The organism is Nitrospirillum karajorum, assembly GCF_036348415.1.
Taxonomy (GTDB): domain Bacteria; phylum Pseudomonadota; class Alphaproteobacteria; order Azospirillales; family Azospirillaceae; genus Nitrospirillum; species Nitrospirillum amazonense_B.
On sequence record NZ_JAZBQB010000001.1, the window covers coordinates 1,631,476 to 1,645,495 of the forward strand.

General features: G+C 69.8%; 10 protein-coding genes. 5 read left to right on the top strand and 5 right to left on the bottom strand.

Annotation, left to right across the window (positions count from 1 at the left end):
• Window positions 1–2 precede the first annotated feature (2 nt).
• Together UCD39_RS07175 and UCD39_RS07180 are read right to left on the bottom strand one after the other, a co-directional pair.
• Window positions 3–2,435: a tetratricopeptide repeat protein gene (locus tag UCD39_RS07175; protein WP_330495350.1), complete on the bottom strand. Its 2,433-nt coding sequence runs from the start codon at window positions 2,433–2,435 to the stop codon at window positions 3–5.
• 197 nt (window positions 2,436–2,632) lie between these two features.
• Entirely contained in the window at window positions 2,633–2,860 is a 228-nt protein-coding gene (locus UCD39_RS07180; protein WP_145729410.1) for a hypothetical protein, read from the bottom strand.
• Window positions 2,861–3,078: 218 nt separating this feature from the next.
• Here UCD39_RS07180 and UCD39_RS07185 point away from each other — a divergent pair, with 218 nt between their 5' ends.
• Window positions 3,079–3,429, top strand: coding sequence for a hypothetical protein (locus UCD39_RS07185; protein WP_330495351.1), 351 nt, complete (start codon window positions 3,079–3,081; stop codon window positions 3,427–3,429).
• A gap of 7 nt (window positions 3,430–3,436) precedes the next feature.
• Here the strand turns inward: UCD39_RS07185 and purN are convergent, their stop codons facing one another.
• On the bottom strand, window positions 3,437–4,114 hold the full coding sequence (gene purN, locus UCD39_RS07190; protein ID WP_330495352.1) for a phosphoribosylglycinamide formyltransferase: 678 nt from the start codon (window positions 4,112–4,114) through the stop codon (window positions 3,437–3,439).
• Window positions 4,102–5,169 carry a phosphoribosylformylglycinamidine cyclo-ligase gene (gene purM, locus UCD39_RS07195; RefSeq protein WP_330495505.1) on the bottom strand — a complete coding sequence of 356 codons (1,068 nt, stop codon included), beginning with the start codon at window positions 5,167–5,169 and terminating at the stop codon, window positions 4,102–4,104. The genes purN and purM overlap by 13 nt, the downstream gene beginning before the upstream one ends.
• A gap of 146 nt (window positions 5,170–5,315) precedes the next feature.
• Here purM and UCD39_RS07200 point away from each other — a divergent pair, with 146 nt between their 5' ends.
• From UCD39_RS07200 to UCD39_RS07210, 3 genes are all read left to right on the top strand, one after another.
• On the top strand, window positions 5,316–6,569 hold the full coding sequence (locus tag UCD39_RS07200) for a DUF2066 domain-containing protein (RefSeq protein WP_330495353.1): 1,254 nt from the start codon (window positions 5,316–5,318) through the stop codon (window positions 6,567–6,569).
• A 72-nt stretch (window positions 6,570–6,641) separates the two neighbouring features.
• A complete protein-coding gene (locus UCD39_RS07205) occupies window positions 6,642–7,793 on the top strand; it encodes an AI-2E family transporter (RefSeq protein WP_330495354.1) in 1,152 nt (383 codons plus the stop codon).
• A 56-nt stretch (window positions 7,794–7,849) separates the two neighbouring features.
• On the top strand, window positions 7,850–8,548 hold the full coding sequence (locus UCD39_RS07210; RefSeq protein WP_330495355.1) for an HdaA/DnaA family protein: 699 nt from the start codon (window positions 7,850–7,852) through the stop codon (window positions 8,546–8,548).
• Window positions 8,549–8,563: 15 nt separating this feature from the next.
• Here the strand turns inward: UCD39_RS07210 and UCD39_RS07215 are convergent, their stop codons facing one another.
• A complete protein-coding gene (locus tag UCD39_RS07215) occupies window positions 8,564–10,444 on the bottom strand; it encodes a CYTH and CHAD domain-containing protein (RefSeq protein WP_330495356.1) in 1,881 nt (626 codons plus the stop codon).
• Between the two features lie 448 nt (window positions 10,445–10,892).
• Between UCD39_RS07215 and UCD39_RS07220 the strand changes: the two genes are divergently transcribed.
• Window positions 10,893–14,003 (top strand): phosphoenolpyruvate carboxylase, encoded by a 3,111-nt coding sequence (locus UCD39_RS07220; RefSeq protein WP_330495357.1) that lies wholly within the window; start codon window positions 10,893–10,895, stop codon window positions 14,001–14,003.
• The last annotated feature ends 17 nt before the right edge of the window (window positions 14,004–14,020 follow it).

A 14,020-nucleotide genomic window follows, 5' to 3' on the forward strand; every position in this document is an offset into this window, starting at 1 on the left:
ACTCAGGCCGACCGCAGCAGCCGGATGAAGTCGTCGGCGAAGGCCTCGGCATCACAAAGGGGGGAGGCGGCCATGAGGGGGCGCAGCCGCTGGCGCAGGTCGGCGACCTCTTCCAGATTGGTGGCCAGGCGAACGGCGATGTCGACATATTCCTGCACGGTCGTCGCCATGAGCGACGTGAGTCCCAACACGCTGAGGAAGCAGGTGGAGTGGCGGCCGGAGAAGGTCTGCCCCGTGAGCGTCACCACGGGCAGGCCCATCCATAGGGATTCCAGGGTAGTGGTGCTGCCGGCGAAGGGGAACGGGTCCAGCGCGATGTCGACCCGCTGCATGCAGGCGACGTGGTCGGCTTGAGTGGTGGCGCCCAGGAAGTCGAGGCGCGCGGCATCAATGCCGCCGGCCCGGAATTGCTCCAGGATGCGGGCATGAACCGGCGCCTCATCCAGGCCGCGCGATTTCAGCAGCAGGCGGGATCCCGGCACGCGGGTCAGGATTTGCGCCCAGCAGGCGATGACCTCGGCGTTCAGCTTGGCCGCGATGTTGAAGCATCCGAAGGTGACGTGGCCGTTGCCCTCCCCCGGCGGTGGCGGCACGGTGGGGGCCGCGGCTGGCGGGTCGTAGCACAGGAAGCTGTGCGGCATGCGCACGACCCGCTCGGTATAGAATTCTTCGGCTTCGGGCGGGATGTGATGGGGATCGGCGATGATCAGGTCCATCTGCGTCAGCCCGGTGGTCGCCATATAGCCGGCCCAGGTGGCTTGGCGAGGGGCGGGACGCAAGGCGAACACGTCCAGCCGGTTGCCGGCGATGTGGCCGGCGAGATCGATCAGGATGTCGATGCCATCGTCGCGCACTTGCCGCGCCACCATCGGGGCGTCCAGTCCCTGGATGGGCCGCCAGGCGCATACGGCTTGCACCCGGCGGGTGATGTCGTCCTCCACCCGCTGGTTGGCGTAGGCGATCAGCGTCACCCCCCGCCTGGCGAGCGCCTCCAGCGCCCGGACGATGAAATAGCCCACGGGGTGGTTGCGGAAGTCGCCTGAAACCAGGCCGATGCGCAGGGCCCCGTGGTGTCCGGCTGGTGGGGCAGGCGGGGCTGGCGGGACGGGTTGGGCGTGCCGTTGCGCCCAGGCGATATGCTCCGCCCGGACCTGGGCCAGAGTCACCGCAGGGTGGAAAAGGCGGGTATAAACCAGGTTGGAATGGATGTCCGCCCGCTCTGGCGCCACGGTCACGGCATGCGTCAATGCCGCCAGCGCTTCATCGATCTCCCCCAGGTCGCGCAGGGCGTTGCCCAGGGTCAGCAGGATACCTGGATCGTCGGGCGTCAGCGCCTGGGCGCGGCGCGCATAGGCCAGGGCGGCGGCGGGCCGGCCCATGGCCAGCAGCAGATCACCATAGGCGGCCTGCGCCAGGGGGGAGTCCGGCAGGTCCTGGGCGCACCGCTCCAGCAGGGTGAGCGCCTCCTGGCCACGGTCAAGACGACGCATCAGCAGTCCCAGCCCCAGGGCGGCCTGACCGGTGCCCGGCTCCAGCGCCATCGCCTGTCGGAAAAGCCGTTCAGCCAGGATGTCATCGCCCAGTCCCATGAAGGCGTCGGCCAACAGGGTCAGCGTGTGGGATGAGGCGTCGCCCCGATCCAGCCAGTCAGTCAACGCCTGATGGGCCTCCGCCTTGCGGCCCTGGGCGGTCAGCACGTTGGCGAGCATGATGGTCGCTTCCAGGACGGCCGGGGCGGCCGCCGCTGTCTGCCGGGCCAGGGCTTCCGCAGAGGCTGTGTCGCCGGCGACCAACCGGTGCGCCGTGAGCTTGAGCCGCAGGGCGATCTCACCCGGACAACGGGCCACGGCCTCCTCCAGCCCTTGCCCCAGGCTGGCGGACCGGGACTGTTCCAGCGCCGCGATCAGCCCGGTCCAGCATCCGGCATGGGTGGGGGCCTGGGCGATGCCGGCGCGGAAGCTGTCCACCGCCTCCGTCAGCTGGCCGGTGCCCAGCAGGGCCAGGCCCAGGTTGCGGTGAGCCTCGACATTGCCGGGATTGGCCTTGACGCCCCGTCGCAGTGGGGCCACCGCGTCGGCATGTTGGCCCAGCCGCAGCAGGGCGGCACCCAGGTTGATGAGGGCATCGGCCAGGTTGGGGTTCAGTTTCAGGGCCTGGCGGCAGGCGGCCACGGCCCCCTGGGCGTCGCCCGCCCCCAACAACACCACGGCCAGATTGGAATGGAATTCCGGCACCCTTTTGTTGAGGGCGATGGCCTGGCGGATCAGGGCGATACCCTCCGCCACGCGGCCGGTTTGCGCGCACAGCACGCCCAGCAAATTGCGGGCGAACCCGGTATCGCCGGTATTGATGGCTTGGCGGTATTCCTGTTCCGCTTCGGCATGGCGGCCGGCCTGATGAAACTGGATCGCCGCGTTCAGGTGTTTCGACATCATCCGGGACCTTAAAGCCATTTGTTTACAGATATGTCGAAGGGACCTGCGGGTGCAATGGTCTGGGCTTCCACCGGTCTTGGCGAACGATGTCGCGGCATCGGCCCAAAGCACATCGGCGCCGCCCACAGCTTCGTGATGCACGAAGCGCGGACGGCGCCGATGGGAAAATGCCTTGGCGGCCAAATGTGGGAGCTAGGCTACACCTTGCCCAGCAACAGGGCCAGCACCAGGATGATGTCGCCGACGATCATCAGGAACATGGAGAAGCCCCACCCCAGGGCGAATTGCGCCAGGAACATCAGCATCAGCAGGACAACGGCGATGATGCCCGCCTTCACGAAGCGCGTGAACGCATGCCAGCCGTCGGCATGTTCCTTGACCACCGTGTCGCTGACCGCGACCGCACCGCTGTGAGCACCGGCCATAGTTCGCCCTCCCTTATCCCGAGATGAAACCCGTTTTCCAAGGTTTATGCGCAAACGCGGGCCGCTGGCAAGGGGCCGCGTTGTTCGGTTAATGGTTCAGGTCACGCCTTGGTTGTGATCCTCTGTGCCCGGTGGCGGGTGGCCGCGCCGGCGGCGGCCAGGCATAGTGGCGCGATGAGAAACGAAACACCCCCCTTGTCGCCGGGTGGAGGGCGGTCATGAGGCCGCGCCCCCTCATGCTGGCCGCCATCACGCGGTGTGAGCGGCACCAGGCCACATCCGCGGTCACCGATGCCATTATGGCGGCGGGCGGATGGCTGGTCGACAGCACCCAGTTTTCCAACCTGGCGATGGCCCTGCGCTTCGTCCTGCCGGCCGAAGGGCTGACACCCTGGGCGGCGGCCGTGGCGGCGGCGGGCGTGCGGCTGGATGAGGAAAGCCGGGCGCGGCTGATCGCCCAGGCCGCCATATCCCAAAAGCCGGACACGGAAATCACCGCCGCCCTGAACCTGACCTTCCTGCATGACGAGCCGGATCTGCGGCAAACCGTGCCGGCGATCCCCGGATAGGACGACCTCAGGCCGGAGTTGGATTCAGCGCCGTGGCGGGAAGGGGCAGGGGCCCGGCCAGCACGGCGCGATTGCCCTTCACCGTCACCCGGCCCTCGGCGATCAGGCGCACGGCCAGGGGATACAGCTGGTGCTCCGCCGCCAGCACGCGGGCGGACAGGGTGTCGGCGGTGTCCTCCGCCTGCACTGGCACGGCGGCTTGCGCCACGATGGGGCCGCTGTCCACCTCGCTGCGGACATAGTGCACCGTGCAGCCGTGGAAGCGCACGCCGGCGTCCAGGGCCCGCTGGTGGGTGTCGATGCCGGGAAAGGCCGGCAGCAGCGACGGGTGGATGTTGATCAGCCGGTCGCGCCAATGGTCGACGAACCAGGGCGACAGCAGGCGCATGAAGCCGGCCAGGCACACCAGTTGAACGCCGGCATCCTCCAGCGCCCGGGTCATGGCCTGCTCGAACGCCGGCTTGTCGGCATAGTTCTTGTGCGGCAGCGCCAGCGCCGGGACGCCGGCGCCCCGCGCCCGCTCCAGCCCCGCGGCATCCGCCTTGTTGGACAGGACCAACGCCACCTCCGCCGGGAAGTCCGGCGCGGTGGTGGCGTTCAGCAGGGCCTGGAGGTTGCTGCCCCGGCCAGAAATGAGAACGCCCAGCTTGAGCTTGCCGGGCGTTCCGCTGTTTACGAGTGCCATGCCTTGTCCGTGCCCGTCACCGTGACGCGATGGGCGGCATCGGCCGCGACCGGCACCACCTGGCCGATGCGCGTGACCGTCTCACCACCCTGGGTCAGGACGGTGATCGCCTCATCCGCCTTGTCGGCGGGGACCACCACGGCCATGCCGATGCCGCAGTTGAAAGTGCGGGCCAGTTCCAGGTCGGCGATGGTGCCGACGCTGGCCAGCCAGCGGAACACCGGCGGCAGGGTCCAGGACGTCGCGTCCAGGGTGACGCCCAAGCCATCCGGCAGGACGCGCGGAATGTTCTCGATCAGGCCGCCGCCGGTGATGTGGGCCATGGCCTTCACCAGGCCGGCGCGCACCGCCGCCAGCGTGCTCTTCACATAGATGCGGGTGGGGGCCAGCAGCGCCTCGCCCAGGGTCTTGCCCGGGGCGAAGGGGGCATCATCCTCATAGGTCAGACCCGAGACGGACACCAGCTTGCGCACCAGGGAATAGCCGTTGGAATGCACGCCGCTGGACGCCAGGCCCAGCACCACGTCGCCGGCGGCGACACCGGCGCCGGTCAGCACCTGGCTGCGTTCCACGGCACCCACGGAGAAGCCGGCCAGGTCATAGTCGCCATCGGCGTACATGCCCGGCATCTCCGCCGTCTCACCGCCCACCAGGGCGCAGCCGGCCTGGCGGCAACCCTCAGCGATGCCGGCCACGATGGCGCGGCCAGCGGCCACGTCCAACTTTCCGGTAGCGAAATAATCCAGGAACAGCAGGGGCTCTGCGCCTTGCACCACCAGGTCGTTCACGCACATGGCCACCAGGTCGATGCCGACCGTGTCATGGCGCTTGGCGTCGATGGCGACTTTCAGCTTGGTGCCGACACCGTCGGTGGTGGACACCAGCAGCGGATCGGTGAAGCCGGCGGCCCGCAGGTCGAACAGGGCGCCGAAGCCGCCCAGGCCGGCGTCGGAACCGGTGCGCGCGGTGGACTTGGCCAGGGGCTTGATCGCCTCGACCAGGGCGTTGCCCGCGTCGATGTCGACACCGGCGTCCTTGTACGAATAGGTGCTTATGGCGTCCTCGCAGGGCCTGGGCTAAGAAGGGGCGTCCGTCCGGGGGCCGCTGCGCGAAGGCCGCCGCCCACCACCGTCGTTTCAAGACGGTTCCGTGACCCGCCCGGGTTTCGGCGCCGAACATAGCAATATCGGAAGGCTTTGCAATGCCGCACCGCTGCATCCCCCTCCTGCGCCAGACCGGGTTCCGGGGCGCCATTTTCCTGGCCCTGGCGGCCGGGGTCTGCGCCGCCGGGGCCTTCGCCGGGCGGGCCCGTGCCGAGGCCGGTGGCGCGACGGCGGCGGAGCAGGCCTTCGTGGAGCGGGGTGTGGACGTGGATGTCACCGCCGGCAACGCCAACCAGGCCCGCGACCAGGCCATCCTGCAGGCCCAGCGCGAGGCGCTGGCCCGACTGTTCCGCAAGCTGACCCCCGCCGCCGATGGCCGCCAGCCCCCGTCCGTGGGGCAGGGGGAGCTGGAGGCCCTGGTGGCCGGATTCGAGCTGGAGCAGGAGCGCGCATCCTCCGTCCGCTATGTCGGCCGCTTCACCGTCCGCTTCCGCCCCGCCGCCGTGCGCCAGCTTCTGCAGCAGAACGGCGTGCGCTATGCCGAGATGGTGGGCAAGCCGGCCCTGGTGTTGCCCCTGGACGCCACCGGGGCCGAACCCGCCCTGTGGACCGATGGCCCGTGGCGCCAGGCCTGGGCGCAGATGGGGCAGGTCGACGGGCTGGTGCCCGTGACCCTGGCGCCGCCGGACGGCGCCGATCAGACCGACCTGCCGGCCAAGGCGGCGCTGACGCCGGATGCCGCCGTCCTGGCCCGCATCGCCGCCCGCCATGGCGCCGGCCAGGTGGTCGTGGCCCGGCTGGAGGGCGACGCCGCCAAGGGCTATCAACTGACGCTGACCACCTTCATACCCGGGGAGGGGCTGTCGTCGCCGGAATCGGTGCCGCAAGGGGCCTTCGTTTCCCGCCCGCTGCCCTCGGCCACGCCGGATGCCCAGCCCGCGGTCGCGGTGCCGGCCCCGCTGGCCCTGGCCGTCGCCACCACCGTCGACCGGGTGGAGGAAGGGTGGAAGCGCCGCGTGGTGGTGGATAGCCACCAGTCCGGGCAGGTGTCCGTGCGGGTCCCCCTGACCGACCTCGCCACCCTGGTGGAGGTGCGGCGGCGGCTGGCCGGCGTACCCATGGTGACCCAGGTGGACACCAGCGCGCTCAAGACGACGGAGGCGCTGCTGACCCTCACCGTGCTGGGGGACGTCAGCCATCTGAAGACCGCGCTGGCCCAGCGCGACCTGACGCTGTCGGAGGTGGATGCGGCGGCTCCCGCAGGTCCGGCCTCGGCCGGGCAACTGCCGGGCCAGCCGGAGGCGCGCTACCAGATCGGCCTGGCCGGGACCCAGGCGGCCCCTCTGCCATAAGGCTGCCTGATTCCAGGGCCTTATCTGCTACACTCCGGACTCGGTTTCAATTCAGGCACTATCGGGGGGACGATGGCGGAGACGCATGCGGGGCGGCAGACACGATTCTGGCTGATCGGTCTGGTTCTGGGAATCGCCCTCATCTGGCTGTTGCGCGGCATGTTGCTGCCCTTTGTCGCCGGCATGGCCATCGCCTATCTGCTGGACCCCGTGGCCGACCGGCTGGAGGGCTTCGGCCTGCCCCGCCTGGCGGCCACCTGCGTGGTGCTGCTGGTCTTCGTCGTCGCCGTGGTGCTCGCCGTGCTGCTGCTGGTGCCGCTGATCCAGCAGCAGGTCAGCCAGTTGATCGAAAGCCTGCCGGCAATCATCACCTGGGCGCGGGACGAAACCATGCAGCGCGTCCGCAGCCTGATGGCCGCCTTGCCGCCCGATGACATCGAGCGGCTGCGCGGCGCCGCCAGCGAGTATGTCGGCACGCTGGTCGGCTGGGGCGCGGATTTCATCAAGAACCTGTTCACGGGCGGGGCCGCCCTGTTCGGCTTGGTTTCCCTGCTGTTCATCACCCCGGTGGTGGCCTTCTACCTGCTGCGCGATTGGGACCGCATGGTGGCGACCCTGGACGGCTGGCTGCCGCGGGAGCATGCCGAGGTCATCCGCGAACAGTTGCGGGCGGTGGACCGCACCCTCGCCGGATTCGTGCGCGGGCAGGCTACGGTCTGCCTGGCGCTGGGCGCCTTCTACGCCCTGACCATGACGGCGGTGGGCCTGAATTTCGGCCTGGTCATCGGCCTGATCGCCGGCATCCTGTCCTTCATCCCCTATGTCGGCACGGTGGTGGGCTTCGGCGCCAGCGTGGGCGTCGCCCTGTTCCAGTTCCACGACGTGTGGCGCGAGGGGCTGGTGGTGGCGCTCTACATCCTGGGCCACCTGCTGGAAGGCTATGTCCTGACGCCCAAGCTGGTGGGCGACAAGGTGGGCCTGCATCCCGTCTGGGTCATGTTCGCCCTGCTGGCGGGCGGCAGCCTGTTCGGCTTCACCGGTGTGCTGCTGGCGGTGCCGGTGGCCGCCATCATCGGCGTGCTGGTGCGCTTCGCATTGCGTCAGTACCTTTCCAGCAGCTATTACACCGGCGTCCCTCCTGAGGAGGTGACGCGCGTGGATCCGGCCCCGGAAGGCCGGGTCCCGTCGGGGATGGAAACCGGGGCGTCGCCGCCGGTTCCCTGATCCGGCGCCCCCCTCCTCCCGCCTACAGTGCCCGTTGCCGGTAAGATCCTGGAATCATGGCCGACTTGAGACAATTGCCCTTGGACCTGGGGCACCGTTCCGCCATGGGGGAGGCCGACTTCCTGGTGGCGCCGGGCAACGCCGATGCGGTGGCCTGGCTGGACGCCTGGCCGGACTGGCCGGCGCCGGCCCTGGTGCTGTACGGCCCGCCCGGCTGCGGCAAGAGCCACCTGGCCCAGGTGTGGCGCGCCCGGTCGCGGGCGCCGCTGCTGGGGCCGGAGGATCTGGACCCGGCGGAGGTGCCGCACCTGCTGGGTCCCACCCGCACCGCCGTTATCGACCGCACGCATGAGATCTCGGGCGACACGGCGCGGGAACGCGCCCTGCTGCATCTCTACAACATCACCAAGGAGGCGGGGGGGCAGTTGCTGCTGCTGGCCCACTACGCCCCCATCAATTGGACCCTGCGCCTGCCCGACCTGCGTTCCCGCCTGGTGGCGGCGCCGGCCGTGGGCATGGCCGCGCCCGATGACGCCCTGCTGATGGCCGTGCTGGTCAAGCTGTTCGACGACCGCCAGGTGCGGGTCGGCGAGGACGTCATCGCCTGGCTGATGACCCACACCGAACGCTCCTTCGATAGCGCGCGGCGCACCGTGGCCCTGCTGGACCGCGCCGCCCTGGCCGCCAAGAAGCCCATCACCGTGGCCTTCTGCCGCCAGGTGCTGGAGCCGAAGGATAGGCCGGCGGAAGCATAGGCACTCCTCCGGCCGCTACCGCCCGACGATCCAGAACATCCGCCGCCGGCTATAGCCGCGCCAGGTGGCCGGCAGCTTGGCCAGCGCCAGCGCCTCCTCCTGCGTCAGGCGGGACAGCAGGCGGGTGCTGCGGGCCTTGGGGCCGGTGGTCTTGACCAACTGCACCACCAGTTGGGCCGCCTGGCGCGCCAAGGCGGGGGCGGTCACGGCCGCGTGCAGGCGCGTCAGGGGGGCCAGCGGGTCGGCGGCGGGGCGCTTCCCGGCGCTGGTCTTGGTGCCCGCCTTGGCCCCCTTGGGCTTGGCGGCGGTCACGGGGTAAAGGCCGCGGCAGACCTCCGCCGTTTCATACAGGCGCTGGGCCCGGCGGCGCAGGCGTTCCAGCGCGTCGGTGTCGGGCGCCGTCTTCTGCCCAGGGGTGACGGCCTTGGCGACGGACTTGGCGCCGGGCGGTAGCGGGGCCGGCAGGTTCAGCCGGGCCAGGGCCTTGGCCACCTTGTCCTGCAGGTCGGCCAGCAGGTGGGGCGCCACCGTCCTCAGCGGCTGGTCCAGGGCGGGAGAGGCCCAGCCGCCGCCCTCGATCCACGCCGCCAGATCCAGCATCAGCGCGGTGTGGCCGGCGCCGCGCAGGTGCTTCATTACCCGGCGGCGGCCCTGGGTGGTGGCATGGTCCAGCACCAGCCGTTGGCGCTTGCTCAGGCCGGCCGCCCCCTTGCGGTCGGGCAGCAGGGCGGCGCGTTCGGCCAGGCGATCCCAGGCGCGGGCCGTTTCCAACAGGGTGCGCAGCGGGATCAGGCGCCGCCGCAGGGCGTCCGCCGCATCCGCGTGCGGATTGACAGCGGCTTTGGTCCAGGCCAGCCCGGCGGCGGGCGTCAGGCCGATGACCACGCGCAACAGGCGCAGCGCCGTGTCCAGCCGCCGGCTGGCGGCCGCCATTTCGCGCAGGGCTTGGGCGTCGCCGCTTTCCAGCAGCACGGTGGCGTTTTCCAGCAGGTGGCCCACGGCCTGGCGCGTGGCGTGGCGGAAGCCTTCCGCCACCGTGGTCACCGGCGTCAGGGCGGCGGGATGAGCGGGGACGGCGGCGGCCGGCTTGCCCGTCAGCAGGCGCAGGCCCGCGTCCGCCTTGCTGCCAGTGGTCAGGCGCAACGGGGCGTGATGGTGCAGGGCGGCGGCCACCTCGAACAGGGCCGCGACCCGCCCGCCCTTCAATTCCAGTTCCACCTCCGCCACCGGCCAGGTGGTTTCATCGCCCGCACCAGGGACGGACAGGCGCACCTCCCCCTGGTCCAGCGCCAATTCCACCGAGGTGCGGGGGTCGGGATGCAACAGCAGGGCGGTGCGGTGGATGTCGGTGGCGAAACGGGCGGCGACCTCGGCCCACTGCGCTTCGCTCAGCAAGCCCGCGATGGCGGCCGGCAGCAGGGCGCAGTCCGGCCCGTCCCCGTCCGCCGGCAATTCCCACTCCCATTCCCGCCGGCCGGCGGCGGCGGCGGTGCCGGCGTCGGACGCCCAGGTCTTCACCGTCTGCACCCGCCGGCCGCCCTGACGGCGGACGCGCAAGGCCAGCCCACGGGCGGCCAGCGCCAAATCCGGCGTGTCATAGTAGGTGGTGACCTGATGGCGATGGACGGCGGGGCCATCGGCCATGCGCGCCAGCAGGGGCAGCGCCTGCAGCCGCTCCAGCGCCGCCGGCGTCGTCGCCAGCTTCACCTCCACCTCACGCACGGCCAGCGTGCGCTTGGGCCGGGAACCGGAGGGGGGCGCGGGTGGTTGTGGCCCAGCGGGTTCGGGAGCAATGGGGGGCGTGGCGACGCCGCCCGCCGCCTCGGCCGGGGCATCGGGACCACTGGGTGCGGGACCACTGGGTACGGGTGTGGGGCGGTCGGGGCCGTTCGTCATCCCGAATGGATAACCGAAGATGGCGCCTGCGTTAAGGTCGTGTTGCGGAATTACATCGATTCGGGGCAAACGGTAAAATTCTTTCCCTCAGGTTGCTTTGCGACGCACAGTTGCGATAGTCTCAGCACTCCGTTGCGTCACAATAAGTCGCCACCCCGAGCCCGCCCCCGTAAGCCCTCCGCCCCGGCACCTCATTTCGCCAGTGCGAGGTAGGATAATGACTCACCGTCATATCTAACACCGGTGGAATGCGGAACGGATGGACAGGCGGTCCGGCGCGACAGGGATGAGCAACCAAACTGGGCACCGAATCATCATGACGTCATCGCTGGCAGCGTCGCGGGCTGCTGAAAAGTCCGCGGAAAAGTCCCCCGACTCCAGTCAGGCCCCGGGCCTGACCGCGACGCCGACGACCGCGACGCCGACGACCCCAGCGAAGGCCCCAACAATGACCGGTAAAACCGCATCCACCAAGGCCGCCTCCGTTCCGGACGCCACCGCCACCCCCGGGGTGGATGTCAAGGCGGCCGACGCCGCCACGCTGGCGACCTTGGCCAAGGCCGGCCCCTTGCTGGAGCGCCCTGTGGCCAAGTTCGCCGCCGCCGGCGGGGGCGTGACGGACGCGGTCGGGCTGACGGCCGATTTGGTGGCGCGCCTGACCCGCTATACCGAGCTGGCGGACGCCGACCCCTTCGCCAACCCGGTGTCGCTGCTGGCCCTGGATGTTTCCCGCCGGCTGCACTCGGGGGAGCTGGATTTGGCCGCCGTGGAGCAGGCCATCCAGTACCTGGGGGCAGAGGGCTTCCTGGCCCGTGCCCGCCGTCTGGGCGCCTATCTGGGTGAGGCCGATCCCGCCGCCAACGCCGCCCGCATCCGCGCCCTGATCGATGGGCTGGCGGTGGACGCGGACGGCAAGGCCGTGCCGTTCGACGCCTTCCGCGCCCAAGTGGAAAAGGAGATTTTCGGCATCGTCATCACCGCCCATCCAACGTTCAACCTGACGGGGGAACTGATGGATGCCATGGCCAAGCTGGCCACGGGGCGGGATGCGGCCGGCGTGCCCCTCACGGCGGAGGCGCGCAAGGGCTTGATCGCCGCCGTCGCGGCGACGGAGCTGCGGCCCGGTGAGCTGTCGCTGGCGGATGAGCACCGCCTGTCGCTGGCGGCCATCACCAACATCCAGGCGGCGCTGCGCACCGTCTACGACATCGTGCTGACGGTGGCGCGGGAGCGCTACCCCGACCAGTGGGCCGAACTGACGCCGCGTCTGCTGACGGTGGCCAGCTGGGTGGGATACGACCTGGACGGCCGCTCGGATATCCGCTGGTCCGACACGCTGCACAAGCGCCTGGTGGTGCAGGTGGGGCAACTGCGCCACTACCTGGCCGAGGTGCAGGCCATCCGCAAGGCGGCGCCGGTGCAGGAAGACCTGCGCAACACCCTGGATCTGCTGGAATCCCGTCTGGCCCTGGCCATCGCCCAGGTGACGGATGAGGTCGCCGCCTTCGGCAGGGAGACGACCACCCAGAAAGACATCGAAGCCATCGCCCAGCGCATGCATGAGGGCCTGCCCCTGCGCCTGGTGGAGGCCGCGCACGCCATCGAGCAGGTGGACCGCGCCATCCGCCTGGCCTCCGTCGCCGGCAAGGGCGCCGCCGGCAAGGATGGCAAGGGCGACGACGTGGTGCGGCGCCTGGCCATCCTGAAGGCGGAACTGTCGAATTACGGTCTGGGTCAGGCGCACACCCATGTGCGCATCAACGCCACCCAGCTGCACAACGCGGTGCGCAAGACGGTGGGCATGGAGACGGCGCCGGACGATCCGCGCTACCGCCAATCCTACCTGACCGCCATCACCGGCCTCCTGGATGAGGTGCGGCCGGTGCGCATCAATTTCGGCAGCATCATCGCCGAGCGCACCTCGGCCAAGCGGCTGTTCATGGTCGTGGCCCAGATGCTGAAGTATGCCGACTCGTCGGTGCCCGTCCGCTTCCTGATCGCGGAATCGGAATTGGCCTTCACGGTGCTGACGGCGCTCTATTATGCCCGTCTGTTCGGCGTCGCCGACAAGGTCGACATCAGCCCCCTGTTCGAGACGGAACGGGCGCTGGAGGTCGGCAGCCGGGTCATCGAGCAGCTGCTGGACAACCCGCATTACCGCGATTACGTGAAGCGGCGCGGCCGCCTGTGCATCCAGACCGGTTTCTCCGACGCCGGCCGCTACCTGGGACAGACGCCGGCCTCCGCCAGCATCGAGCGTCTGCGCCTGCGCGTCGCCCGCCTGTTCACCCGCCATCGCCTGGACGGCGTGCAACTGGTGATCTTCGACACCCATGGCGAATCCATCGGTCGTGGCGCCCATCCGGCGGGCTTCCCGGAACGCCTGGGCTATGTCGCGGCCCCGGCCACGCTGTCGTTCATGGCCCACCACAAGATCGCCTTCAAGCAGGAGGTCAGCTTCCAGGGGGGCGACGGCTATCTCTATTTCGTGACCCAGCCCGGCGCCCTGGCCGTCGTGACGCGCATTCTGGAGCATATGCTGGGCGGCAAGCACACCACCCTGGACGACGACCCGTTCTATGGCGACGCCGACTACATCCGCGAATTCTTCACCACGGTGAAGCAGTTCCAGGTGTCGCTGGTGGAGGATCCGAACTACGGCGCCCTGCTGTCGGCCCTGGGCACCAACCTGCTGTATCCCTCGGGCAGCCGGGCCATCAAGCGCCAGCATGACGGCAACGCCGACGATGTTGACCAGAGCCGCGCCTCGCAGTTCCGCGCCATCCCCCACAACGCCATCCTGCAGCAGATGGGCCTGCCGGCGAACACGGTCAGCGGCGTGGGCGAGGCCATCGACAAGGACCCGGAACATTTCGCCGAGCTGTACCGCACCTCGCCCCGCTTCCGGCAATTGCTGGGCATGGTGGAATACGGTGTGGCCATCGCCAGCCCCGACGCGTTGAAGGCCTATATCGACACCCTGGACCCGGCCTTCTGGCTGCTGCGCGCCGCCCACACCGCCGACCCCGCCCGGGTGGAGGAGATGCGGCGCCTGGCGGCCATCTTGGAGGACAACCCCCTCCACAGCCGCCTGATCCGCATCTTCCGCAAGCTCTACCGCGATTTCGACGTGCTGGAGGAAGGGCTGGCCCGGGTGGAACGCCAGCCGGTGCCGGGCCAGGTGGCCCCGCCGGATGAGGCGCTGAGCAACGGCCTGCTGGTGCTGCACGCCCTGCGCATCGCCCTGATCCAGGAGGTGTTCCTGCGGGCGACCCACATCCCGCAATTCTCCAGCCAGCACAACATCACCCACCGCCGGCTGATGGCGCGGCTGATGCAACTGGATGTGCCCTGGGCCCTGGACCTGCTGTCCCGCATCTTCCCCGTGGCCGAAACCGCGGGGGAGGGCGATTTCGGCGAAAGCGCCACTTACGTCAGCGATGACAGCCAGAACTACGGGCAGGAGAACGAGCGCATCTTCAAGCCCATTGCCAGCCTGTACGATCTGGTGCGCCGGGTGGGCAATGGCATCACCCAGCGCATCGGCTTCTTCGGCTGACGCGCGCCCATGAAAAA

What these genes read in the sequence shown, in the direction of transcription:
- UCD39_RS07200 (WP_330495353.1), top strand. Translation starts at nt 5,316, where the DNA reads ATGCCGCACCGCTGCATCCCCCTCCTGCGCCAGACCGGGTTCCGGGGC.
- UCD39_RS07205 (WP_330495354.1), top strand. Translation starts at nt 6,642, where the DNA reads ATGGCGGAGACGCATGCGGGGCGGCAGACACGATTCTGGCTGATCGGT.
- UCD39_RS07210 (WP_330495355.1), top strand. Translation starts at nt 7,850, where the DNA reads ATGGCCGACTTGAGACAATTGCCCTTGGACCTGGGGCACCGTTCCGCC.
- UCD39_RS07215 (WP_330495356.1), bottom strand. Translation starts at nt 10,444, where the DNA reads ATGACGAACGGCCCCGACCGCCCCACACCCGTACCCAGTGGTCCCGCA.
- UCD39_RS07175 (WP_330495350.1), bottom strand. Translation starts at nt 2,435, where the DNA reads ATGATGTCGAAACACCTGAACGCGGCGATCCAGTTTCATCAGGCCGGC.
- purN (WP_330495352.1), bottom strand. Translation starts at nt 4,114, where the DNA reads ATGGCACTCGTAAACAGCGGAACGCCCGGCAAGCTCAAGCTGGGCGTT.
- UCD39_RS07180 (WP_145729410.1), bottom strand. Translation starts at nt 2,860, where the DNA reads ATGGCCGGTGCTCACAGCGGTGCGGTCGCGGTCAGCGACACGGTGGTC.
- UCD39_RS07220 (WP_330495357.1), top strand. Translation starts at nt 10,893, where the DNA reads ATGACCGGTAAAACCGCATCCACCAAGGCCGCCTCCGTTCCGGACGCC.
- UCD39_RS07185 (WP_330495351.1), top strand. Translation starts at nt 3,079, where the DNA reads ATGAGGCCGCGCCCCCTCATGCTGGCCGCCATCACGCGGTGTGAGCGG.